Here is a 21,817-nt window from a genome sequence, read left to right as displayed (position 1 = left end):
TTCTAGGTATATAGAATTTACTCTTGCCAACTAGAATTTAAAATTACATTTTAGTCATTTTAGTTCTTATTTATATTATACCAGATTTATCCACACCGTGCAAACAAATGTTCGCTTAAGGTGAGCGCTTTAATGCATGTATATACGTTTTCGGTTGGCAGTTTTCTCTTTTTTGTAAAGTGTGTTATTATTTGCTGAAGAGAGGAGGTATAACGATGAAGTATACCAATTATCCAGGAACAGATAAAAAGGTTTCCGTTGTTGGCTTTGGGGGCCTGCGATTTGACCTAGAAAGGAGTGATGAAGAGAATGCCCAGTTGATTCTCTATGCTTATGAACAAGGTATCAATTATTTTGATACAGCACCCGGATACTGCGATGATCGCAGTGAAAAGATTTTTGGCATTGCCTTTCGCAAGCTTTATGCTAGCGAAAAAAAGGATTTTTACGTTTCTACAAAAAGCAAGCCGAAAATGTGTCCCACGAAAGAGTCGGTTATCGAAGCGGTGAAGCATTCCCTAGAGGTTCTGGGGGTGCCTAAGATTAACTTTTACCATGTCTGGTGTATTCGCGAAATGTCCCATTATGAACTTTGCATGGAAGAGGGCGGACAATACGAGGGGCTGTTATGGTGTCAGGAACAGGGGCTTATTGATCACCTGTGCTTTTCTTCCCATCAGCCAGGGGAAGAGGTTATTAAAGTTCTCGATGAGCATAAATTTATCGGGGTAACCATGGGGATTAATCTCTTGAACTTTTCCTATCGCTGGGCAGGGGTTCAGTACGCCTATAATCATGGCTACGGAGTAGTTGCCATGAATCCTTTAAGCGGCGGTACGATTCCGGCTCATGAAAAGGAGTTGGCATTTTTGGCGGAACCAGGAGAGACCGCGACGCAAGCGGCTTTACGCTTTAATATTGCTAGCCCGCAAATAACGATTTCGCTAGTTGGCTTTAATAATAAGCGGGATGTGGATGAAGCGTGTCGGATTGCTGATGAAGGGAAGGCTTTTACGGAAGAGGACCTAGAAAGAATCAAGTTAAAGTTCCAAGATGATATGAAAGAGATCTGCACAGGTTGCGGGTATTGCCGCGTCTGTCCCCAGGGTATAAATATTCCAGGATACATGCTCCTTTATAATGAAAAGCAGATGTTTCATAAAACGGAAGAAGAGATGGTATCGATGGCCTATGGCTTGGAATACTACAACTATAGCGCGAATACGGTTGGGCGTGCTGCCGATTGCCTTGCCTGTGGCTTGTGTGAACGTGAATGTACGCAGCACCTGCCGATTATTGAACGTTTGAAAGAAAATGCCCGGTGGGAGAGCATGACAGAAGATACCGTTACGGTATAACCATGCGGCACGATAAGCAAAACCTTAATGGAGGATAAGCGATGAATTATAAGGTATCAAAAAGTGACGGATTCCCTTTAGCGGAAGTGAGTTTACAACCAGGTGAAGAGATTCGAATTGAACGGGGAGCGATGGCCTATCACAACGGCGGCGTGAGGATTGAAGGAAAGATGAATAGCAATGGCGCTGGTGGTGCCGGAGGGATGTTAAAAGCTCTTGGGCGCTCCATGGTTAGTGGCGAGAGTGTGTTTATTACTTCCGTGATTGGCCAAAATCCAGACGGCAAGATCGGCATTGCTCCAGCCGTTCCGGGAACCATTAGAGAGTTACCGATTGGAGCCGAACAGTGGTGTCTCAATGACAGTGCGTTTTTCGCCTGTGACGCGAGCGTGGGCTATAATATGAAAAGACAGACTATAGGCCGAGCCCTTTTTGGTGGCAGTGGCGGTTTATTTGTGATGGAAACCTACGGCACAGGCACCATGCTAATTAGTTCTTTTGGCGATATTATGGAATTTGAGTTAGATGGTAGCGCTCCTTTTGTGGTTGATAACTGCCATGTGGTCGCTTGGAGCAATCGCCTCAGTTATGATATTAAAGTGGCGTCAGGTACGTTTGGGTTCACTTCGGGAGAGGGTCTGGTGAATGAGTTTAGAGGTACTGGAAAGGTGCTAATCCAGACAAGGAATCTCCAGTCCCTGGCAGAATCCGTTAGTCGCTTTATTCCTTCTAAGAACTAGAGGGCGGCAGGAGCTTTATGAAGAAATGGTTTTTAAAAAAGAGAAAAGCAGAATATAGTAAGATCGTTAATGAATTAGGAGTTTCTCCTCTTTTGGCGACGATTATGGCCAATCGCGGAGTCAGAACCTTGGCAGAAGCGAGGATGTACATGGCGGCCTCACCTGAGCTACTAGGAAATCCCCTAGATATGAAGGGCGTAAGCGAGGCTCTTAGGCTCATCGAGGAATACAAAGAGGCGAAGATACGTATAGTCGGTGATTATGATATCGACGGGGTTACGGCTACTTATATTCTTTTAAAGGGCTTAGAGAAGGTGGGAATACAGGCAGATTACCAGATTCCGGACCGGATAGAGGATGGGTATGGAATCAATGAGTCGATTGTGGAGAAAGCCTATCAAGACGGGATTCATTTACTGATAACCTGTGACAATGGAATTGCTGCCCTGAGTGCAATTACAAGAGCAAAAGAACTGGGAATGGCGGTGATTATAACAGATCATCACAACATTCCGCTAGTTGAGGGTGAAAGTATGCTGCCACCAGCGGATGTGATTATCAATCCGAAGCAAGACGGCTGTAAGTATCCTTATAAGAATATTTGCGGGGCAGTCGTAGCTTGGAAGCTAGTCTGCGCCCTCCACGAAAAGCACCAGGTGTTATCCCTTGATGATTATCTTGAGTTTGCGGCTATTGGGACTATTGGAGATGTGATGGAGCTGCAAGAAGAAAATAGACTGATTGCTAAGCTAGGAATAAGAAAGCTTGCGGTGACAGAAAACGAAGGATTAATCGCTTTGGCTAAGGCCTGTGGAATCAGTCTTAAAGAAGTTACGGCTTATCATATTGGCTTTGTTCTGGGGCCTTGTATCAATGCCAGCGGCAGGCTTAGCACCGCTAGGCATGCCCTTCGGCTTCTTTTGGCAGATAAAGAGGAGGCAAGTGCTCTGGCGCTGTCTTTAAAGGAACTGAATGACGAACGTAAGAGTATCACCGAAGTCTATCAGAAAGCGGCGTTTGCTCAGGTGGAGGAACACTACCTAAAGGATAAAGTATTAGTTCTTTTTCTTCCAGATTGCCATGAATCCATTGCCGGCATTATTGCCGGAAAGGTAAGAGAAAAGTACTACAAACCCTGTTTTGTTCTCACGAAAGGGAAAGAGGGGATAAAAGGTAGTGGGAGAAGTATCGAAGGATACGATATGTACCAAGCCTTAGCAGAGCAGGAACAGTATTTGGAGAAGTACGGTGGACATACCTTGGCTGCAGGACTTTCCCTTGCGGATGAGGAACAAGTCGTATTATTTCGCGAGGCGATTAATCGCTCTTGTACGCTCACAGAAGAAGATCTGATAGAAAAGGTATATATTGACGCCGAGCTGCCGGTTTCCCAGGTTACAAAGCCCTTAATTGAGTCCTTGAAATTGTTAGAGCCCTTCGGAAATGGCAATAGAAAACCAATATTTGCCTGTAAAAATATGAGGTTTGAAAAAACCAAGGTTTTGGGAAAGAATCAGAATGTCTTAAAAGGAATATTAAAGAGCTCAGATGGGGAGATGGGGATTGATGGCATTCTCTTTGCGGCGGAGGCAGAGAAAATAAAGGAAGAAATAGAGGGGAAGAATCTTTCGGTTCTTTACTATCCCGAGCTCAATGAATTTCGAAATGTAGAGTCTTTACAAGCGGTGATAACGGACTTTGCTTAGATATTTAATTATTACCATCATAATCATCAAGGATATATAAACAGCGAGCTGTCCTTGACGACCATGGTGGTAATAATTCTTTTATAGTCAAGCCAATTAAGAAGCCGACTGCTGTTTTGCGAAAAACAGCTCATACAGGAACTTCAGATTATAATTTCCATACCATCATAGGCAAAGAAGACATTATCAAGTTTTTTCTCTAATTCACTATAATAGCCATAAGACTTGCCCCACATTTCATCAATATGTGTAACAATAACTTTCTTGATTCTATATCTATTCTTGATCTCAACAATCTCATCAAAAGTAAATATATCATCTTTAAATAGAGAATCTTTAAGCTTTGTTCCATCATTTAAGATACCATCATCGCAAACCATACCTATTATTAAAACATCTGCATCAAAATACAGATCATTGTGCAAAAACGGCTTGGGATTGCAGCAAGCATATATGGCTTTTTTCACGCCCGCAGTCATAACATAAAAAGTTATGTTCCTGTTTCGGTTATTGTTAATCAAGTCAATAGAAAAATTATCTATCTCGATATGCGAAGTTTCATTAACAGAAATACAACGCAAAACATCTCCGTAATATTTAAGGCAATCAAGATTTGTTCGATTTATATCCTCAATTACTTCGGGTAGCGCATAAAAGCCAATGGGCATACTTCTCCCTGTGATATAGTCATAGCCAATTTTTTCGACAATTCTAATACCCTTAACATGGTCTGGGTCACTATGAGAAATTGAAAGGTGATTTACCTCCATTATGTTTTGCCTATTACATGCTACCGCAATATCTTCAGGTGCGTCTATCAACATCTTTATATCGTCAATATATAGGCTCGGCCCTAACCGCTCATGTCTTCCGCCTTTTTCTCTGGCTTCTTCACATATTGTGCATTTACAGAATGAACTTGGTATGATTGACATACCGCCACTACCGATTATTTTTAATTTCAAAATTGTCCACCATCCTTAAATTTGTGGATTTTTATTTGGCAAATTATCATATAAATTTTAATCAAGAATGAATGATTATCAAGACTATTTTCCTCCGGTTAAGGCAGTAGCAACTTTTTAATCTGCGAAATAATGTGTTCCGGTATCTTTTGGTCAATAGGCATTAGATTGCTATACAGTCGTACTCCTTGATATGCAAATACAAGTGTATCGATAACTGCCTCAGGGTCTACATCATTAAACTCTTTTCTTTCTATCCCATACTCCAACAACTTTTTCCACATTGACAAAGTTTTATGATATTGTATTAGCAAAATGTTATCTTTTTCATAGCTTTGCGGACTACTAAAATATTCATATATAGCGGTACCCAAAGAGCCTTCGCAATCTATCATTTCATCTTTATATCGCTCTAATACTTGTTCTAATATTGATGAGGCAGGCAATCCTTGTTCTATTTTTTTAGAAAATTCATCACCTTGAAAACGCATCATATCGTCGATTATTTCTAAGAATATCTGTTGCGTACTGCCATAATGTAGATATAAACCACCTCGACTAAGTCCTGTCGCCTCGCATATATCTTTCATAGTTACATCTTTAAACCCTTTACTTGAAAACACAGTTTTTGCAGCTTCTCGTATATTACACTTCGTTTTTTCGCCTTTTTTACCCATAAATATTCCTCTTTTTAGTTTCCGACACAAGTGTCACTTTTATTATGCGACATCGGTGTCGCAAAGTCAAGCGAATGACATTATCAAATCTCAATCAGTGTTAATAACACTTTGCTTAGATATCGCTTGCAAAAGAGTTTAGTTTTTGCTAAACTCTTTTGGGAGACAACTAAATATATGAAACTGGAGAAGTACCCAAGCTGGCCGAAGGGGCTCCCCTGGAAAGGGAGTAGGTCGTTTATAGCGGCGCGAGGGTTCAAATCCCTCCTTCTCCGCTCTTAAAAGCCCGTAAATACGGGCTTTTTTCTTTTTTGACTTTGCATACACTTGCATACACTTTTTCTTTATTTATGCCCTTCTTGTTGGTATAATTAGACGAATTTGAAATTGAGGTGATAACAATATGGTGTTTGAAACAGAGAGGCTATACCTTAGGGAGATGAATAAAGCGGATTTTGAGTCTTTGTGTAAAATCTTGCAAGACGAAGAAACGATGTATGCGTACGAGGGGAAGTTTAGTGATACGGAAGTGCAAGAATGGCTTGACAGACAAATTTCGCGTTATCAAAAATGGAACTTTGGCTTATGGTCAGTAATTTTAAAAGAAACTGATGAAATGATCGGTCAATGTGGACTTACAATGCAGCCGTGGAAAGACATAGAAGTGCTTGAAATTGGTTATCTTTTCAATAAATCCTATTGGCATATGGGCTATGCAACAGAAGCAGCCAGGGCTTGTAAAAAATATGCCTTTGAAATTTTAAAAGCGGATGAAGTTTGTTCTATCATTAGAGATACGAATACGGCTTCTCAAAATGTGGCGATAAGAAATGGTATGATAAAAGCAGATAATTGGACAAAGCATTATCGTGGCACAGACATGTTACATTATCGTTATATCATACGCCACCTATGATATAATTAGAGAAATTTGAAGCTATGGAGGAGACCTGAAATGGGGAATTGGAACTCAGAGCAATATTTGAAATTTGAAAACCAGAGAACACAGCCAGCAATAGACTTGGCAAATCGAATTAAAGACTGTACACCCAAGACGGTTATGGATATTGGATGTGGACCGGGTAATAGCACGAATGTTATGAAAAGGTTTTTTTCAAATGCACATATTGTAGGAATCGATAATTCGGAAAATATGATTGAACGGGCGAAGGCAGCTTATCATGATATAGAATTCAGATGCTGTGATGTTCATTCGATTGAAGCGGAATATGATATCTTGTTTTCTAATGCCTGTCTGCAATGGGTGCCTAACCATAAAGAATTGATACCAGAGCTGATGCGTAGATTAAATCCAAATGGTGTATTGGCAGTACAGTTTCCTATGAATGGAGAGGAACCTCTTTATCAAATTATTAAGCAGGTGGCAGACAATGTGAAATGGGGATTCCAAAATGTGGAACTCGATAGTCATGGAACATTAACGCCACACGAATATTTTGATGTTTTGACAGGCTGTTCAAGTGAATTTCAGATATGGGAGACGAAATACTACCACAACTTGCCTGACCATAAAGCCCTAGTTGAATGGGTGAAAGGAACAAGAATAAGACCGTATCTTTCACATTTGAGCGAAGAACAAGGTGTGGAATTTGAACAGGAAATTATAGAAAAGACAAAGGAAATCTATCCCATCATGAAAAATGGTCAGGTTATTCTTTGCTTCAGAAGATTTTTCTTTGTTGCTATGAGATAGGTAAAGTATTATTTTGTGAGGAGTGATAATTGAAGGGAGAGGCGGAATGAAAAAAGTACTTATTATTTCAAGTAGTCCTAGAAAAAAAGGGAAATTCTCAAAGACTATGTGAAGAGTTTAAAAAAGGTGCCGAGGAAAAAGGAAATTCTGTGGAGCTTATTCGGTTGGCAGAAAAGAAAGTGGAATATTGTAGAGCGTGCGATTTTTGTATGAAAAATAACGGTGTTTGTGCGCAAATGAAAACCTTTATTGATAGGACATATCCAATCTGGGAGCATTTGGGTGAAAAGGAAGTTTACTATATTGTATCTGCTGGTTTGGATGAAGACATAATCAAACGTTCTGTAGGTGATTTGGACGGTTTTGTCGAACATTTTGAGCAGTATGAGATAAAAGGACGTATATACGCATCAAATGTTATGGACGCGGGAAAAGTTTGTGAAACGCCCTTCATGGATGCTGCCTATCAAATGGGATATCAAATATAGGTAGAGGAATTAAGGGTTATAAAAAAGCGATAAATCGTGTGAGAAATTTACATCATGCTTTGAAATACTAGTCCGGCATCTCGGCACAGGTGCTGCACAGCTTGTCGCCCGGTGTATGCGGCTACGGGCATGCCGCCAGGTATCATGAGTCGTTGCCCAGCAAAGTATAAGTTACTGATTGTAGAAGGTTTACAAGGGTACTGCTGATTTTTGGTACCAGGCTTCATGACAGACATCCAAGAACCGTGCCAAGAACCGCAATATCTCTCGTAAGTTAGGGGAGTAGCAACATCCCACAGTTCAATTTTTCCATCAGTTTCTGGTAGAAGATGGGCTAGGCGGTCGATTACCATTTTAGCCAGTTCGGTCTTTTTATCATTATAGGTTCCATTTTCTTTGGCAGTTTTCCACGTGGCATAATTATCCTGTCCGAAAATGCAGGTTAAGGATGTGCGGTCAACAGGGGCGTAACCTTCATACTTTGCATAGGAGTTGCAACCGATGGTGTCATAAGAATAAGCGCCAACCTGCAAAGGAGGATCGAGCGGAAATATCATATTACTGGGTCTTGTTCCTAAATCCGCTTTCACGCCCAGGCAGATAAATTCATTATTAATAGGTGTGATTTCACGCTGCATTCTCTCTATCCAGGGTTCGCGAAGTGAGGTGCTGAACAAGCTCTGGGTAGCGGCCAAAGTATCTTGGGTGACAAGAATTGCCTCCGCCTTATGTAAAGTGCCATTCACCCATACACCGACCGCCTTACCGTCTTTTACCTCTATTCGCTCTACTTTTTGACTTGTTTCTAGTTTGCCACCTAACGACTTAAATGTTTGTGCCATGTTCTGTGCCATGCGCAGGGAGCCACCAGTAGGATAACCAGAATCACCCATTGCGAGTCCGCCCAAGGTGAAAACTAGTGAAGTAGCAGCGTAATCGTCACGCGCGATTACAGAGAGTAGCAGCTTGCGAATACCTGGATGCTGGAATTGGGCAACATAATCTTTAATACTTATCGAGTTTAGTTTGCTCATTCGGGGAAGAGCGCTAATCATGGAAAGAACAAGAGAGGGCGGCATTGACGCTCTATTCTTAACTTTCACACCTCTGATATCAACCATTGGCATAGAGACGTTGCCAAACTTCTTAATATCCTTTATCAGCGTATTTATCGCAGATTGGTCTACTGGCGATATTTTAAGTAAGTGATCCTGTAATCGATTCGGATCCCGATATAGGCATATAGGACCATTCTTATCCATGTAAGTCAGAAAAGGGTCTTTATTATACACGGGATTATTGTCTTGCAACGCCCCAACCTCTTGCCACATTCTGTGCAGAGGTGATTTTTTACTGGAGCCAACAAGCCAGTGCATGCCTCCTTCGAACAAATATCCACTTCTCTTCCAACTGGTACAGTGACCGCCAGGTATGCTGTGCATTTCGTAGATTGTCGCATCTAACCCACTTTGTCTAGCATATATTCCGGCAGACATCCCCGCAATGCCACCGCCCACAATAGCTATCTTCATTAATCCTTCCCCTCTCATTCTTGTACAGGTTTCCTATCTTCTTTTAAGAGAATAGATACCGTTTTTTCAATATAGGCAGCTCTGTCTTTCAGCAATGAAAAATCGTACCCCAATAGTTCTTTTACAATATCACAACCTAAAAATGCCACTTGCATGGAAGCGGTAAGAATGAAAGATAGAAAAACCTTATCGGAATCATCCATATCGCTTCTGATGGCAGGTATAAAGCCGCGAAGCGTATCCACGGAGTTACTATCGCTGGTATAGTTTTGCATATCAGCGAGTATGGAAATGCGAGAGATTGCGGGATGCTCGAAAAGAAAGTTGAAAACAAATGTCGCCCAAGCAGATAAACGAGCTTTGTCGGTATCGTATTCCTTTTCGGCGGCTGAATCGATAATTACATTCTCAATGATTCTCTGAACGCAAACCGTAATTAAATTCTCTTTACTACCAAAATGGTAATTGATCAAGCCGAGACCAACACCAGCTTTTTCCGAAATCTCTCGGGCAGTGATGTCGGCGATATTTCCGTTGTTATTTTCAATTAGTTGAGTAGTGATTGATATAATTTTTTCTTTAGCATTATGCATAGTATTATCTCCTTGAACGTTGTTCAGTTATCTTATATCATACTGAACAGTGTTCAAAGTGTCAAGTTTGAATTTCTTCGTTCTACTTTCATACTATTTCTGTCAACCATATCTATAATGATAATGAGCAAAAAAATAGAACGCTCTTTTTAGGCGTTCTATTTTTATAGAATTAAAATATTTTACTTCCGTTTTTTACACTGCTGAACGAGGTTAATAGAATACAGCCTTCGTCGGTATCACTTCCTAGTAATCTTACTTCACTTTTGACATCTCCTATTCTAATTGGCTCAAAATTGCATACGCATACTACTTGCTTTCCAATTAATTCCTCGGGTTGATAGTTCGTTAATTGTGCAGAACTTGTTTTCAATCCAAACTCTCCCAAATCAACGGTAACTTTGTAGGCTGGCTTCCTTGCTCTCTTGTTTAATGAAACGGCAGTTACAGTTCCTGCTCTCATTTCTACATCATCAAATTGTTCCAATTATCCTCATTGTATATTCATATTTACTGACTGTATTCTCGTGCAAGTTGAATAAAGGTTTCCATGGCAGGGCTAATCCATTTGTTTTTGTGATGTGTAATCATCACAGAAGTCGTCTGGCGCTCTAAGGGCAGGGGTAGAACTTGAAGTAATCCCTTTTTTAGCTCATCGGCTACTGCGAATTCAGGGATGAGGGCGACACCTAAGTTGGAGATAACGCTACGTTTAAGGGCTTCTGTACTCCAAAGCTCCATTTCGCTGGCCATCAATATGTCTCTATCAGTGAGGTAGCGGCTCGCTGTTTTATAGCTGAGACTACTGGGGTCGCTGTAAATTAAGCAGATATCTTTCTTTTGATGAGGTGTTATAAAATCTTTGTCGGTACCGGATAAGGCAGGGGAGGCGATGAATACAGTATTATGCTCGCTTATTTTTTCAGTAATAATTGTTTTGCCATAACCACCAACGTCGTAGTGGATACCGATATCGACCTCACCGTTAGTAATCTGATCACGGATGGCATAGCAATTTAGAGAGCGCATAGATAACGTGACTCCAGGTGCGGCGGCCCGGAAGGCTTTTAGAACTGGCTGCATCTGATAAGTTAGTAGCGATTCTGGCATTGCCACTTTTAGGGTTCCCTTTATTTGAGATAGCTTTTTTCCATGAGTGGTTAATCTATCAACCGAGCATAGGATGTCCTCCACAATTGGTAGGATATCCCTGCCAGCTTGAGTTAGCACCATTTTGCGGCCGATTTTCTCAAATAATTGTAGTGAAAGCTCCTGCTCTAGTTGTTGCATTTGAAACGTCACCGTAGACTGGGTGTATCCAAGGCGCTCTGCGGCCTTTAGGTAACTGCCAGAATCCAGAACGGTTTTTAAGGTATGTAAATACTTTATTTCCATTACGTAAAACCTCCGAAGTTCGATTTTATTGAACTTTAAATTTCGATATATCGATTAGACTGAACTATTGATTTGTGCTATTATACCTTGTAAAGAAGGGGGATGCAAGCATGAAAGTTACACAGATTTACTTTAGCCCATCGGGCTCGACGAAAAAGATATCGCAATATTTGGCAACTGGTCTTTCTGATGAGGTTGCTTCCAAGCAGGACGTGGCTGGAGTGTGTATAGTTGTAATCTTTGTCGAAAGCTTTGTCCACTAAGGTTGGGAGATAGGAAAAATTAAGAAATAGACGTTATCCGGTTCATTAGGGTAGCGTCTTTTGTTTTAGGATAGCTTGCCGCTATGTATAGAAAAAAGAACTTGTACCAGTTCGCCTGATTTGAGAGAATAGAGGAATGATGAACAAATAAGAGAGTAGAGGGAACGAAAGAGAGATGTTAAAGGAATATGTAAAGGATATGAAACGGGAGTTTACCGGATATAATTCCGGTAAGTTTATGAAAGATGTGTTAGCAGGGATTACTGTGGCAGCAGTGGCGTTGCCGCTCGCTCTTGCCTTTGGGGTGGCCAGTGGTATGGACGCAGCAGCTGGACTTATCACAGCGATTATTGCGGCTCTAATTATCGGGAGTCTATCGGGAGCGTCCTATCAGATTTCCGGACCCACCGGAGCGATGGCGGCGATCTTGATTCCCTTAGCTACGAAGCATGGGGTTAAGACCGTTCTAGTGGCCGGTGCGCTTTCTGGGGTATTGTTGATTCTTGCTGGTGTATTCCGGGCTGGCCGAGTGATTGGCTTTTTGCCAAAGCCGATCATCACTGGCTTTACTTCGGGAATCGCCGTTATTATAGCTCTTGGGCAAGTAGAGAACTTCTTAGGGGTAACTTCTCACGGAGAGGCTTCGTATATGAAGGTTATTAATATTTTCCGAGAAGGTTTAGTGCCAAATGTTTACGCTATTACTATAGGTCTTTTTACCATACTGTTGATGGCGCTGTGGCCGAAGAAGTGGGGAGCGAAAGTACCAGCGTCGTTAGTAGGGATTATTCTGACGATTATTGCTCAGTTGATTTTCAAATTTCCTGTTCAGACAGTTGGGGAAATTCCCCAGACGTTGATTCATAAGCAACGGCTATTACCAAGTGATTTGTTGGGAATTCCGTGGGAAGTGGTTTTGATGCCAGCGATTTCCATCGCGGCTTTAGGAATGATCGAGAGCTTACTTTGCGGCGCTGTGGCTGGCAAAATGAGCGGTGAAAAACTGAGAAATGACCGTGAGTTAGTGGCTCAAGGTGTAGGCAATCTTTTGATACCGTTTTTTGGCGGTGTGCCGGCGACGGCAGCGATTGCTCGTACTAGCGTTGCGTTAAAATCAGGAGCAGTAACCCGTATGACTGGCTGGATTCAAGGTCTGGTTTTACTGCTGTCCATGTTCTTCCTTAGTCCGTTTATGTCCCAGATACCGATGGCTGCGCTGGCAGGCGTCCTGATTATGACCGCCTGGCGGATGAATGAGTGGGAGAGTATCCACTATATCTTTAGCCACAAATTTAAAGCAGCCATGGTAAAATTTACCGTTACCTTAGTGTGTACTGTGGTGTTTGATCTAACGATAGCAATCGCCGTTGGCTGCTTTATTGCAATGTTTCTTTTTGTTGTGCGGGCCGCGAATCTGGAGGTCACCGTTAGTGAAATCGATCCTGAACGCATGGAGCTAGGTGATGAGAAAATGCCAGCTAACGCACAAGTGGTTTACCTTACAGGGCCAATCTTTTTTGGTACTGCGGAAGCCTTTGCCGAAAAACTACAAGCGGCAAGCGCCCAGACCTTGATTTTGTCCATGCGAGGTGTGGCTAATGTAGATACCTCTGGTGTGCAGGAAATTCTTCGTTTCTGCCAGGAAAAGCAAGCTGCTGGCGGTAAAGTCCTTTTCTGCGGAGTGCAGGAGAAAGTCCGCACCTTTTTTGACCGAGCCGAGATTACGAAGACCGTTGGTGCAAGTAGTTACTTCTGGGAAGCGCGGGAAGCGCTAAAATCTCTTACTTTACTTCGAGTCTCCGATTAACTAGATAAGACAGGGAACCTAAGATTCCTGAGCAAACCAGCAGTGACAGGGCACCAATTAAAGGATTGTGAGTACGAAAGCCGCCTAAAATGTAGAGCGCGTTAGAAAGCAATGTTTGTAGTGGTCTAATACTGCCGATTAGGATAGGGAAAACTATGAAGATTAAAACTGGCGTACCAACGGCGATCAATACTCGTCCGTATTTATTGGCCCTTGCAAAAAGGGTTGCAAGGAATAGGCCGAACATGGCAAATACGAAGAATAACGCAAACCAAAAGATAATGGTTACCAGACCGTTATTCGCCAAAGAGTTCTGGGCTCCATAAAGTTCACTTAGGTAGGTCATAAACTGGAATTTCTCATCGCGGATAAAGGCGTTATTGATAGCGGTGGTAATAAAGGTGGCAAGACTAAAGGTTAAACTGATAAGAGCTACCGTTAGAAACGTGCTTTTGATTACTTGCTTGCGGGTGAAGCTATACTGGGTGAGAAATCTTAAATTCTCGCCATAGGAAGCGACGAAGATAACGAAGATGCAGATTAGATATGCCATCTCAAAGCCACCTACGTTGCCCTTGACTTCTGTGCCATCCACTTTCATCACCAATACACTGATGGTGGTAAAAGCGGCAAAGTTTATGATTGTGTAGATTGCAATAAAAAATAGTGCTCCTAGATAGGTGTCCTTAATATGATATTTCATAAGTTGTTTCATGTGCTTATCCCCCTTAGGCATTCGTCATCTTGACGAAGAGTTTCTGTAAATCCATAGTCGATATGTCTAGTCCGTCAACAGTTTCTCTCGGCTTTTCGCCGATGATGTAGGCGCTTTTAATGCCGCCGAGAGCGTCGAGGCCAATCACTTCTTTATCCTGGCAAAACTGGTCAACAAGGTTAGCCATTCCGGTGACGCTATAACCGGTTTCCAACAAGGAGTCCCGAGATTGGGCTCTCAAGATTTCCCCTTTTTTAATGATAATAACGTCCTCGACGATGTTCGCCACTTCTTCAATTAAGTGAGTGGAAATTACGTAGGTTGAAGGAGAGTTACTATATTTTTCTAGTAAGGCTTTGTAAAATAATTCCCGGTGGTTAGCATCAAGACCGAGAACGGGCTCGTCAAGAAAGACGAAAGGAACGTTTACGCTTAGAGCGATGATGTTTTTGAAAATGGTCTTGTAACCGGTAGAAAGAGACTTAACCTTCTTCTTTATCGGAACCTCGAATAAGGACATTAATTCTTTGGCATAATCCTCATCGAAATGTGGGTAGAATTCCTTGGTCCAGCGGATTGCTTTTTTCGCATTCATGTTTTCGGGAAATAATAGCTGTTCTCCGACGAAGAAGAAGTTTCTCTGAACATCTTCGTTTTCAATCACGCTTTTCTCGCCGAAAAGTATCTCACCAGATGTGGGGAAAATACGATTATTAATACTGTTTAAGAGAGTGGTTTTGCCGGCGCCATTGCGTCCTAGTAAACCGTATATTTTATTTTCCTCAATTGTTAAGGTGACGTTTTTCAGCGCTTCTACAGTGCCGAAGCTTTTTGATAGACCTTGTACGTTTATACTATTCATCGATAAATCCCCTTTCAATCATCCCGATAATGTCGGTAGATGTAACTCCTAGCTTTTTCGCTTCTTTAATCATTCGTTCAATATAGACTTCGAAAAAATCTTTTTTCCGTTTCTGTTTTAGCTGTGAGACAGCTCCTTTAGCAACAAACATACCAACACCTCTTTTCTTAAATAATATTCCTTCATCAACTAAGATATTTACCCCTTTATTAGCCGTGGCCGGGTTAATCTTATATATAATCGAAAATTCTGTTATCGAAGGGACCTGTGATTCTTCCGGATAAGCACCGGTGATAATTCCGTCCTCGATAGTTTCGGCTATTTGAAGGAAGATAGGCTTTTCTTGATAATTGTCCATATCAACACCTCCTTGGTTAATTACTATACTAACTAACCAACGAACTAGTGTCAAGAGGTTTTTTAAAAAAAGAGATAGATTTGCGCAGTTGCGCAAAGAAAAAAGAACTTTTAGAAGTTTTTAATAATAAATTCTATAAAAAACAGATAAAAAGCCTAGGTGTATTGTCAATAGTCACTAGATTCGCCATCTGTTATTATAATATTGAACAACCAATTGCGCAGTTGGTGCTAGTTAACTGAAAATTTAAATGGAGGATTAACGATATGAAAAGAAGGATAATCAGTGGTTTATTGGTTGCCAGTATGGCTTTTGCCCTTTTGACAGGTTGCGGGAACAAGAGTGAAAAAGAAAGTACAGAAAGTAGCGGAGACGAGAACACTTTAACGGTTTGGTGTTGGGATCCGGCCTTCAATATAAATGCGATTCAAGAAGCAGAGAAGATCTATCAAAAGGATAATCCGGAGTTCAAACTAGAGGTGGTGGAGACGCCATGGGAAGATTTACAGACAAAGGTTACGACAGCGGCAAGCTCAAATCAAATTGATACTTTACCGGATATTGTCTTAATGCAAGATGATGCGTTCCAAAAGAACGTGATAAGTTATCCAGATGCATTTGTGGATTTGACGGATACGGGAATCGACTATTCACAATTCGCTGAAGGGAAAGTAAGCGCATCTATTGTTGATGGTGCGAACTACGGCGTTCCTTTTGATAACGGAGCAGTAATTGCGTGTTACCGTGAAGATATTTTGGAACAAGCGGGCTTTACTACTGCTGATTTTGAGGATATTACCTGGGATAAGTATATCGAGCAAGGGAAAGTGGTTTTAGAAAAAACAGGTAAGCCCTTACTTTCTTGTCTTGCAGGCGAAACCGATGTTTTGGCCATGATGCTTCGTTCAGCTGGTGGTGGTTTCTTTGACGAAGAGGGAAATGCCTTGATTGCGGACAACAAGATTCTAAAAGAAGTGGTAGAAACGTATATTGAACTCGTTAAAAGCGGAGTTTTAATCGAAGTGAATGACTGGGATCAATATATTGGTAGTCTTAATAATGAAACAGTTGCAGGGACAATTAATGGTTGCTGGATTATGGCGTCTATTCAAACCGCTGAAGATCAGGCCGGGAAATGGAAGATTACGAACATGCCAAAGCTAGATGGTGCAAGCAGTGCGACAAACTATGCGAACCAAGGTGGCTCTAGTTGGGCAGTTACAAAAGGTAGTAAGAACCCAGAGCTAGCAGCAGACTTCTTAGGCAGTACTTTTGGCGGCAGCGTTGAACTATATGACAACATCTTAAGTACGGGAGCGATTGCGACTTATCAACCAGCAGCTGATAGCGAGAAGTATGCCGAGACCAACGATTTCTTTGGTGGTGAGGAAGTGTATACGAAAATAGTGGAGTATGCAGGTCAGGTTCCGGATACCATTAACGGCGTGTACTTCTATGAAGCAAGAGATGCAGTAGGAACGGCTATTACCAATATTATTGCCGGTGCGGATATCGACGCTGAGTTAAAGACCGCTCAAGAAACAGTTGAATTTAGTATGCAATAGGGTTGAGGAGATGAGAAAATGAAGAGAAAAATGTCAATAGCAAAGCGTCATAACTTGACGGGGTGGACATTTATTATTCCGGCGGCCATTCTTATAGTTGCCATGAGTTTTGTGCCGATGGTACAGGCGCTAATCCTTTCTTTCCAGTCAGGCAAAGGTACAGCGCTCAGCTTTGCAGGTCTAAGCAATTATGTAAGAATGTTTAAAGATGGCGTGTTTATTCAGTCGATAAAAAACACATTTTTCTATCTCATTCTTCAAGTTCCGATTATGCTAGTGACAGCCTTGATTCTGGCTTCGATTTTAAATAAGAAGGATCTGAAATTCAAAGGTTTTTTTAGAACAGCGATTTTCTTGCCCTGTGCGACTTCGCTAGTGTCCTATGCGATTATCTTCCGTTCGCTCTTTGCGGTGGATGGCTTCGTCAATACGGTCCTGATTAAATTAGGGATTTTAAACACAGGTTATAATTTTTTGGGAAACCCTACCAGCGCTAAAGTAATTATAATTATTGCCCTGTTGTGGCGCTGGACAGGGTATAACATGGTCTTTTATTTATCGGGGCTTCAGAACATTGAGTATTCCGTATATGAGGCAGCGATGATTGATGGGGCGACGGCTTTTCAAAGGTTCTGGCGCATCACCATCCCGCTATTAAAGCCGATGATTTTGTTGACAGCGATTATGTCCACAAATGGAACCCTTCAGCTCTTTGATGAATCAGTAAATTTAACGAGTGGGGGGCCGGCCAATGCAACCATTACGATGTCCCATTACATTTACAACGTCTCGTTTAAATACGTGCCGAATTTTGGTTACGCAGCCGCGATGTCCTTTCTAATCTTGATTTTGGTTGCGTTACTAGCGTTAGTGCAGATGAAGGTAGGTGATAAGCGTGATTAAGCTCAAAAATTCATTTCAGTATATATTTTTAATTGTAGCCTCGGTAGTGTCGATTTTTCCGCTTTTTTGGATGCTGATTGCCGCTACCAATAAAAGTGCAGATGTTCTACGAGGAACATTGATTCCCGGTGGCTACTTTATAGAGAATTTAAAAAGTCTGATGGCATCCCAACCGGTGGTTTCATCGATGTTAAATTCCTTTAAGTATGCGGTGGTATTAACGATCATCTCGCTAGTAATATGTTCCCTTGCAGGATATGGATTCGAAATATATCACGATAAAGGAAAGGATTTGGTAATGTCAATCATTCTTTTAGCGATGATGGTGCCGTTCGCTGCTACAATGATTCCTTTATTTCGGATGTTTTCTAATGCAGGTTTGTTAAATACAACAATCGGTTTTATTTTACCTTCGCTTTCCACGCCGTTCTTGATTATGATGTTCCGCCAAAGTGCTCGGTCGTTTCCCCATGATATTATCGAGGCAGCGAGAATTGATGGTCTGAATGAAATTGGTATTTTTTTCAAAATGTTTATTCCGACCATGCGTTCAACCTACGCGGCGGCGATGGTTATTACTTTTATGAACGCTTGGAATAACTACCTTTGGCCAAAGGTTATTATGTCTGATGATAGCAGTATGACTATGCCGATGCTGATTGCGAACTTAACGGCTGGTTATACAACGGATTATGGTTCGCTGATGTTAGGAGTTCTTCTTTGTACAATTCCTACGATTATTGTCTTCTTTGTCTTGCAGAAGAGCTTTGCTGAGGGAATTACTGGCTCCGTAAAATAAACATGTATTTAAGAGAGGTTAAGTGTATGACGATAACGATTGTTACGATTGCAGAAGCGTTGGGGCTTTCAAAGAGCACGGTGTCACGTGCATTATCGGGAAAAGGAAGAATTGGCGAAGAGACCAGAAGGCGTGTCTATGACTATATTGCGAGTCAGGAGCCGGAAAGCGAGCTTTTAAAAACGCCGGCGGCGAAGCGGAAAACATACAATATCGGCGTTGCTATTCCTACTTTTTCTGACGCTATTCACTTGCCTTTTTTTCAGAGATGTCTCTTAGGGGCTTGCGATTTTGCCCAGTCAGTAGAATATAATGTCTTGGTTGTCGGTATTGATAATGACAAGATACAACCGCTAGAACGTCTGGTAAAAGATAAGAAGGTAGATGGGATTATTCTTACGAGAGCTCTCGTAGATGACAGGGCGATTCGTTTTCTGAAAAAGAAAGACCTGCCCTATATCGTGGTAGGGAGTGTGGATGATAAGGATATCTATCAGATAGATTCAGATAATCGCAGTGGGGGCAAAGAACTGACTTCCTACTTATATATGGTGGGGATGAAAAAGGTAGGGCTTATCGGCGGAAATAGGAACCATCAAGTAACCCTAGACCGCTATGCAGGCTTTCTAGACGGCGCCGAGGCAGCAGGAAAGCAGGTGGATGATACGGTTATCTATCTAGATGCCTTGACGGATATCGCTATTCATCAAGCAGTTAAGCAAATGATTCGCAAGGGTGCAGACTGTATTGTTTGTATGGATGATTATATCTGCAGCCGTGTTCTTAAAGAGCTGCGAGAGGTAGAGGAAACCCAAGTGGCGGTTGCCACTCTTTATGATACCGGTGATGAAGTGTTTGATGGCACGAGCGTCTATTCCCTGCGCTACGATCCGAATGAGCTTGGTCTAGAAGCGGCGAAGTTATTGTATAACCTTATTAATGAAAAGCCGATTAGTAAAAAAACGAAGTTAGGCTATGAAGTAATTTTAAGAAAGTCCAACAAAAAGAGTAGAAAAGAGGATAACGATGAAGAGAAAGTTCCTACATGGAGGCGACTATAACCCTGAACAGTGGTTAGCGCACCCAGACGTATTAAAGAAAGACTTGGAGCTTTTTAAAAAAGCAAAAATAAATACAGTAACTCTTGGTGTCTTCTCCTGGTCGGTGTTAGAGCCGGAGGAGGGGCACTATGAGTTTGGTTGGCTAGAAGATATTATTAATTCTTTACACCAAGAAGAAATTCAGGTTATCTTAGCAACACCTTCAGGAGCGCGGCCTAAATGGTTAGCGGATAAATATCCGGAAGTGTTGCGAGTCGGTGAGGACAGAAGGCGTAGCTTATTTGGCGGACGCCACAATCACTGCTACACTTCGCCGGTCTACCGAGAAAAGATAGGAGCGATGAATGAGGCTCTTAGCATGCGCTTTGGTGAGCATCCAGCAGTTAAAATGTGGCACATCTCCAATGAGTACGGGGGTGAGTGTCACTGTGAACTATGCCAAGATGCTTTTCGCGCGTGGTTAAGAGAACGGTATCAGTCGATAGATGAATTGAACGAAAAGTGGTGCACAACGTTTTGGAGTCATCGGTATCAGAGTTTTGAGCAGGTTGAAAGTCCGTCTTCAATTGGCGAAACGGGTCTACATGCTTTAAACTTAAACTGGCGCCGTTTTGTTACCAGTCGGACGAAGGATTTTTTGGAGCACGAAATACGGGCTATCAAAAAAGGCGGCAGCCAGCTTCCGGTCACGACGAATCTAATGTATAGTTTTACCGATGTGAACTACGATGAGCTGGCACAGTCGATTGATGTGGTTTCCTGGGATAGTTACCCTCTTTGGCATAAGCGTGAAGACATTGAGATTGCCACAGACACGGGCTTTTGGCATGATTATATGCGCAGTTTAAAAAACAAACCCTTCCTATTAATGGAATCCTGTCCCACCAGCACCAACTGGCAAAGCGTAAGTAAGCTGAAAAAGCCAGGCCTTCTAGAAGCGGCATCTCTCCAAGGCATCGGTCATGGAGCAGACAGCGTGCTGTATTTCCAAATGCGTCAAAGCCGAGGGAGCTTCGAGAAATTTCATGGGGCGGTTATTGACCACTCCGGCAGAGATGACACGAGAGTGTTTAAAGAAGTAAGTAAGATCGGAGAAGATCTAGAGAAGATTAGTCTGATTAGCGAGGGTGTGACAGGGGCGCAAGTGGCGCTTGTTTACGACGTGGAAAATAGATGGGCTCTAGAGGATGCAAAAGGACCACGAAATAGAGGCATGGGATATATGGAGCTTCTTCTAAAGATGTATCGCTCATTAAAACGCAAGGGACTAAATGTGGATATCATTAGTTCGACTCGGGACATCAGTGCTTATCAGTTAGTGGCGATACCGATGCTCTATCTGCTCCGCGAAAGCTTTGCCCAGCAGATTGAAGAGTATGTCAAAGAGGGCGGGAGCGTCCTCCAAACCTATTGGTCAGGCGTGGTTGATGAGGATGACTTGTGCTATTTGGGTGATGGCCCCCATCTGTTGACGGAAGTACTGGGTGTTCGGCGCAAGGAAATCGATGGTCTTTACGACTGGGAAGAAAATCACTTTCAACCAGCAGCTGACGGATTCCTTAAGAAAACGTATCGGTGCAACCGTTTGTGCGAAATTGTAGAAGTAGGAAGCGCGAAGCGGCTAATGGAATACCAAGACGACTTCTATAAAGGGGAGGCGGCTGTTACTTGTAATGATTATGGACAAGGAAAGGCGTATTATGTCGCCGCTGATGTAGAGGAAAGTTTCTATGATGATCTATTCGGCCATATTCTAGAAGAAAAGAAGATAAAGCGGCTAGTCGCGAAAAGTATCCCGGAAGGGCTTACGGTAGATTCTCGTGTAAATGCAGATGCAGAATACGTGTTTTTGCAAAATTATAATAAAAAAGATCTGGATATTGGTCAGCTAAAACTAGAAGGCGAACTTCTTTTAGGCGAAAGTCTTTCGAAGATAAAACGATACGAAACGCTGATTATAAAAAAACGATTATAAAGTTTGCTAATGGGTACCCTAGATGTAGTATCAGACTCAAAAAAAAAAACAAGAAATTGGGCCTTTTTAAAGAGTTTTAAAAAAAGCAGAAAAAATTCAAAAAAGCTCTTGACACTTTGCGATTGAAAATGATACTATGTCTAGGCTGACTCGTGAGAGACAGTCGCTCGCAAGAGCAAAACAGAACCTTGATAATTGAACAATAGACAACAAACCTGAAAATTTTTAAGAGAAAATTTTTAAGAACACGAGAGAAATGATTTATCATTTTTCTCACCCAAAATTAACAGTAAAACGGGAAAGAATTAGCTAGTAGTTAATTCTGAACAGTTTTAAACTTT

At 41.9% G+C, this 21,817-nt stretch carries 22 protein-coding genes and 1 tRNA gene; 14 read left to right on the top strand and 9 right to left on the bottom strand.

Translation table 11 applies throughout. The annotated features are described in order from the left end of the window. Positions 1 to 215: 215 nt before the first annotated feature. Genes NHH16_RS14120 through recJ form a run of 3 tightly spaced genes read left to right on the top strand, consistent with a single transcriptional unit; the run spans position 216 to position 3,804 of the window. Positions 216 to 1,358 (top strand): aldo/keto reductase, encoded by a 1,143-nt coding sequence (locus tag NHH16_RS14120; RefSeq protein ID WP_262070256.1) that lies wholly within the window; start codon positions 216 to 218, stop codon positions 1,356 to 1,358. Between the two features lie 41 nt (positions 1,359 to 1,399). Next, entirely contained in the window at positions 1,400 to 2,098 is a 699-nt protein-coding gene (locus NHH16_RS14115; protein ID WP_262070255.1) for a TIGR00266 family protein, read from the top strand. Positions 2,099 to 2,115: 17 nt separating this feature from the next. Further along, on the top strand, positions 2,116 to 3,804 hold the full coding sequence (gene recJ, locus NHH16_RS14110; protein ID WP_262070254.1) for a single-stranded-DNA-specific exonuclease RecJ: 1,689 nt from the start codon (positions 2,116 to 2,118) through the stop codon (positions 3,802 to 3,804). A 143-nt stretch (positions 3,805 to 3,947) separates the two neighbouring features. Here recJ and NHH16_RS14105 read toward each other — a convergent pair whose 3' ends face one another. Both NHH16_RS14105 and NHH16_RS14100 read right to left on the bottom strand, forming a co-directional pair. Then, on the bottom strand, positions 3,948 to 4,769 hold the full coding sequence (locus NHH16_RS14105; protein WP_262070253.1) for an MBL fold metallo-hydrolase: 822 nt from the start codon (positions 4,767 to 4,769) through the stop codon (positions 3,948 to 3,950). Between the two features lie 98 nt (positions 4,770 to 4,867). Then, positions 4,868 to 5,446 (bottom strand): TetR/AcrR family transcriptional regulator, encoded by a 579-nt coding sequence (locus tag NHH16_RS14100; protein ID WP_262070252.1) that lies wholly within the window; start codon positions 5,444 to 5,446, stop codon positions 4,868 to 4,870. Between the two features lie 185 nt (positions 5,447 to 5,631). Between NHH16_RS14100 and NHH16_RS14095 the strand changes: the two genes are divergently transcribed. The 4 genes from NHH16_RS14095 to NHH16_RS14080 all read left to right on the top strand — a co-directional run bounded on the left by NHH16_RS14095 (position 5,632) and on the right by NHH16_RS14080 (position 7,648). After that, positions 5,632 to 5,721 (top strand) — tRNA-Ser (locus tag NHH16_RS14095). 128 nt (positions 5,722 to 5,849) lie between these two features. After that, positions 5,850 to 6,362, top strand: coding sequence for a GNAT family N-acetyltransferase (locus tag NHH16_RS14090; RefSeq protein WP_262070251.1), 513 nt, complete (start codon positions 5,850 to 5,852; stop codon positions 6,360 to 6,362). Between the two features lie 39 nt (positions 6,363 to 6,401). After that, complete coding sequence (locus NHH16_RS14085; protein ID WP_262070250.1) at positions 6,402 to 7,160, top strand: methyltransferase domain-containing protein; 759 nt, start codon at positions 6,402 to 6,404, stop codon at positions 7,158 to 7,160. Positions 7,161 to 7,324: 164 nt separating this feature from the next. Then, positions 7,325 to 7,648, top strand: coding sequence for a flavodoxin family protein (locus NHH16_RS14080; RefSeq protein WP_262070249.1), 324 nt, complete (start codon positions 7,325 to 7,327; stop codon positions 7,646 to 7,648). A 47-nt stretch (positions 7,649 to 7,695) separates the two neighbouring features. On the opposite strand, the gene NHH16_RS14075 is transcribed toward NHH16_RS14080, so the two are convergent. The 4 genes from NHH16_RS14075 to NHH16_RS14060 form a co-directional block, all read right to left on the bottom strand. After that, entirely contained in the window at positions 7,696 to 9,180 is a 1,485-nt protein-coding gene (locus NHH16_RS14075; RefSeq protein WP_262070248.1) for a phytoene desaturase family protein, read from the bottom strand. A gap of 14 nt (positions 9,181 to 9,194) precedes the next feature. Then, positions 9,195 to 9,773, bottom strand: a complete 579-nt coding sequence (locus tag NHH16_RS14070) for a TetR/AcrR family transcriptional regulator (protein ID WP_262070247.1) — start codon at positions 9,771 to 9,773, stop codon at positions 9,195 to 9,197. Positions 9,774 to 9,945: 172 nt separating this feature from the next. Beyond that, positions 9,946 to 10,260, bottom strand: a complete 315-nt coding sequence (locus NHH16_RS14065) for a tRNA-binding protein (RefSeq protein WP_262070246.1) — start codon at positions 10,258 to 10,260, stop codon at positions 9,946 to 9,948. A gap of 23 nt (positions 10,261 to 10,283) precedes the next feature. Further along, a complete protein-coding gene (locus tag NHH16_RS14060; protein ID WP_262070245.1) occupies positions 10,284 to 11,168 on the bottom strand; it encodes a LysR family transcriptional regulator in 885 nt (294 codons plus the stop codon). A gap of 110 nt (positions 11,169 to 11,278) precedes the next feature. Between NHH16_RS14060 and NHH16_RS14055 the strand changes: the two genes are divergently transcribed. After that, complete coding sequence (locus tag NHH16_RS14055; protein WP_262070244.1) at positions 11,279 to 11,431, top strand: hypothetical protein; 153 nt, start codon at positions 11,279 to 11,281, stop codon at positions 11,429 to 11,431. Between the two features lie 175 nt (positions 11,432 to 11,606). Then, complete coding sequence (locus NHH16_RS14050; protein WP_262070243.1) at positions 11,607 to 13,238, top strand: SulP family inorganic anion transporter; 1,632 nt, start codon at positions 11,607 to 11,609, stop codon at positions 13,236 to 13,238. Here the strand turns inward: NHH16_RS14050 and NHH16_RS14045 are convergent. The 3 genes from NHH16_RS14045 to NHH16_RS14035 are packed head-to-tail and all read right to left on the bottom strand — an operon-like array spanning position 13,213 to position 15,173. Then, a complete protein-coding gene (locus tag NHH16_RS14045; protein ID WP_262070242.1) occupies positions 13,213 to 13,953 on the bottom strand; it encodes a hypothetical protein in 741 nt (246 codons plus the stop codon). The genes NHH16_RS14050 and NHH16_RS14045 overlap by 26 nt on opposite strands. Before the next feature lie 13 nt (positions 13,954 to 13,966). Next, positions 13,967 to 14,815, bottom strand: coding sequence for an ABC transporter ATP-binding protein (locus NHH16_RS14040; RefSeq protein ID WP_262070241.1), 849 nt, complete (start codon positions 14,813 to 14,815; stop codon positions 13,967 to 13,969). Further along, positions 14,808 to 15,173 (bottom strand): GntR family transcriptional regulator, encoded by a 366-nt coding sequence (locus NHH16_RS14035; protein ID WP_262070240.1) that lies wholly within the window; start codon positions 15,171 to 15,173, stop codon positions 14,808 to 14,810. Before NHH16_RS14035 ends, NHH16_RS14040 begins: the two co-directional genes overlap by 8 nt. A gap of 266 nt (positions 15,174 to 15,439) precedes the next feature. Between NHH16_RS14035 and NHH16_RS14030 the strand changes: the two genes are divergently transcribed. Genes NHH16_RS14030 through NHH16_RS14010 form a run of 5 tightly spaced genes read left to right on the top strand, consistent with a single transcriptional unit; the run spans position 15,440 to position 21,476 of the window. Beyond that, positions 15,440 to 16,738 carry an ABC transporter substrate-binding protein gene (locus NHH16_RS14030; RefSeq protein ID WP_262070239.1) on the top strand — a complete coding sequence of 433 codons (1,299 nt, stop codon included), beginning with the start codon at positions 15,440 to 15,442 and terminating at the stop codon, positions 16,736 to 16,738. Between the two features lie 18 nt (positions 16,739 to 16,756). Further along, a complete protein-coding gene (locus NHH16_RS14025) occupies positions 16,757 to 17,641 on the top strand; it encodes a carbohydrate ABC transporter permease (RefSeq protein ID WP_262070238.1) in 885 nt (294 codons plus the stop codon). Then, on the top strand, positions 17,634 to 18,440 hold the full coding sequence (locus tag NHH16_RS14020; RefSeq protein ID WP_262070237.1) for a carbohydrate ABC transporter permease: 807 nt from the start codon (positions 17,634 to 17,636) through the stop codon (positions 18,438 to 18,440). The genes NHH16_RS14025 and NHH16_RS14020 overlap by 8 nt, the downstream gene beginning before the upstream one ends. 26 nt (positions 18,441 to 18,466) lie before the next feature. After that, entirely contained in the window at positions 18,467 to 19,501 is a 1,035-nt protein-coding gene (locus NHH16_RS14015) for a LacI family DNA-binding transcriptional regulator (protein ID WP_262070236.1), read from the top strand. Further along, entirely contained in the window at positions 19,467 to 21,476 is a 2,010-nt protein-coding gene (locus NHH16_RS14010) for a beta-galactosidase (RefSeq protein ID WP_262070235.1), read from the top strand. Before NHH16_RS14015 ends, NHH16_RS14010 begins: the two co-directional genes overlap by 35 nt. The last annotated feature ends 341 nt before the right edge of the window (positions 21,477 to 21,817 follow it).

This window comes from Ohessyouella blattaphilus, assembly GCF_024721265.1.
GTDB lineage: Bacteria > Bacillota > Clostridia > Lachnospirales > Lachnospiraceae > Aequitasia > Aequitasia blattaphilus_A.
The sequence above is the reverse complement of the archived record's forward strand: the minus strand, read 5'-3'. Positions and strand labels throughout refer to the sequence as shown.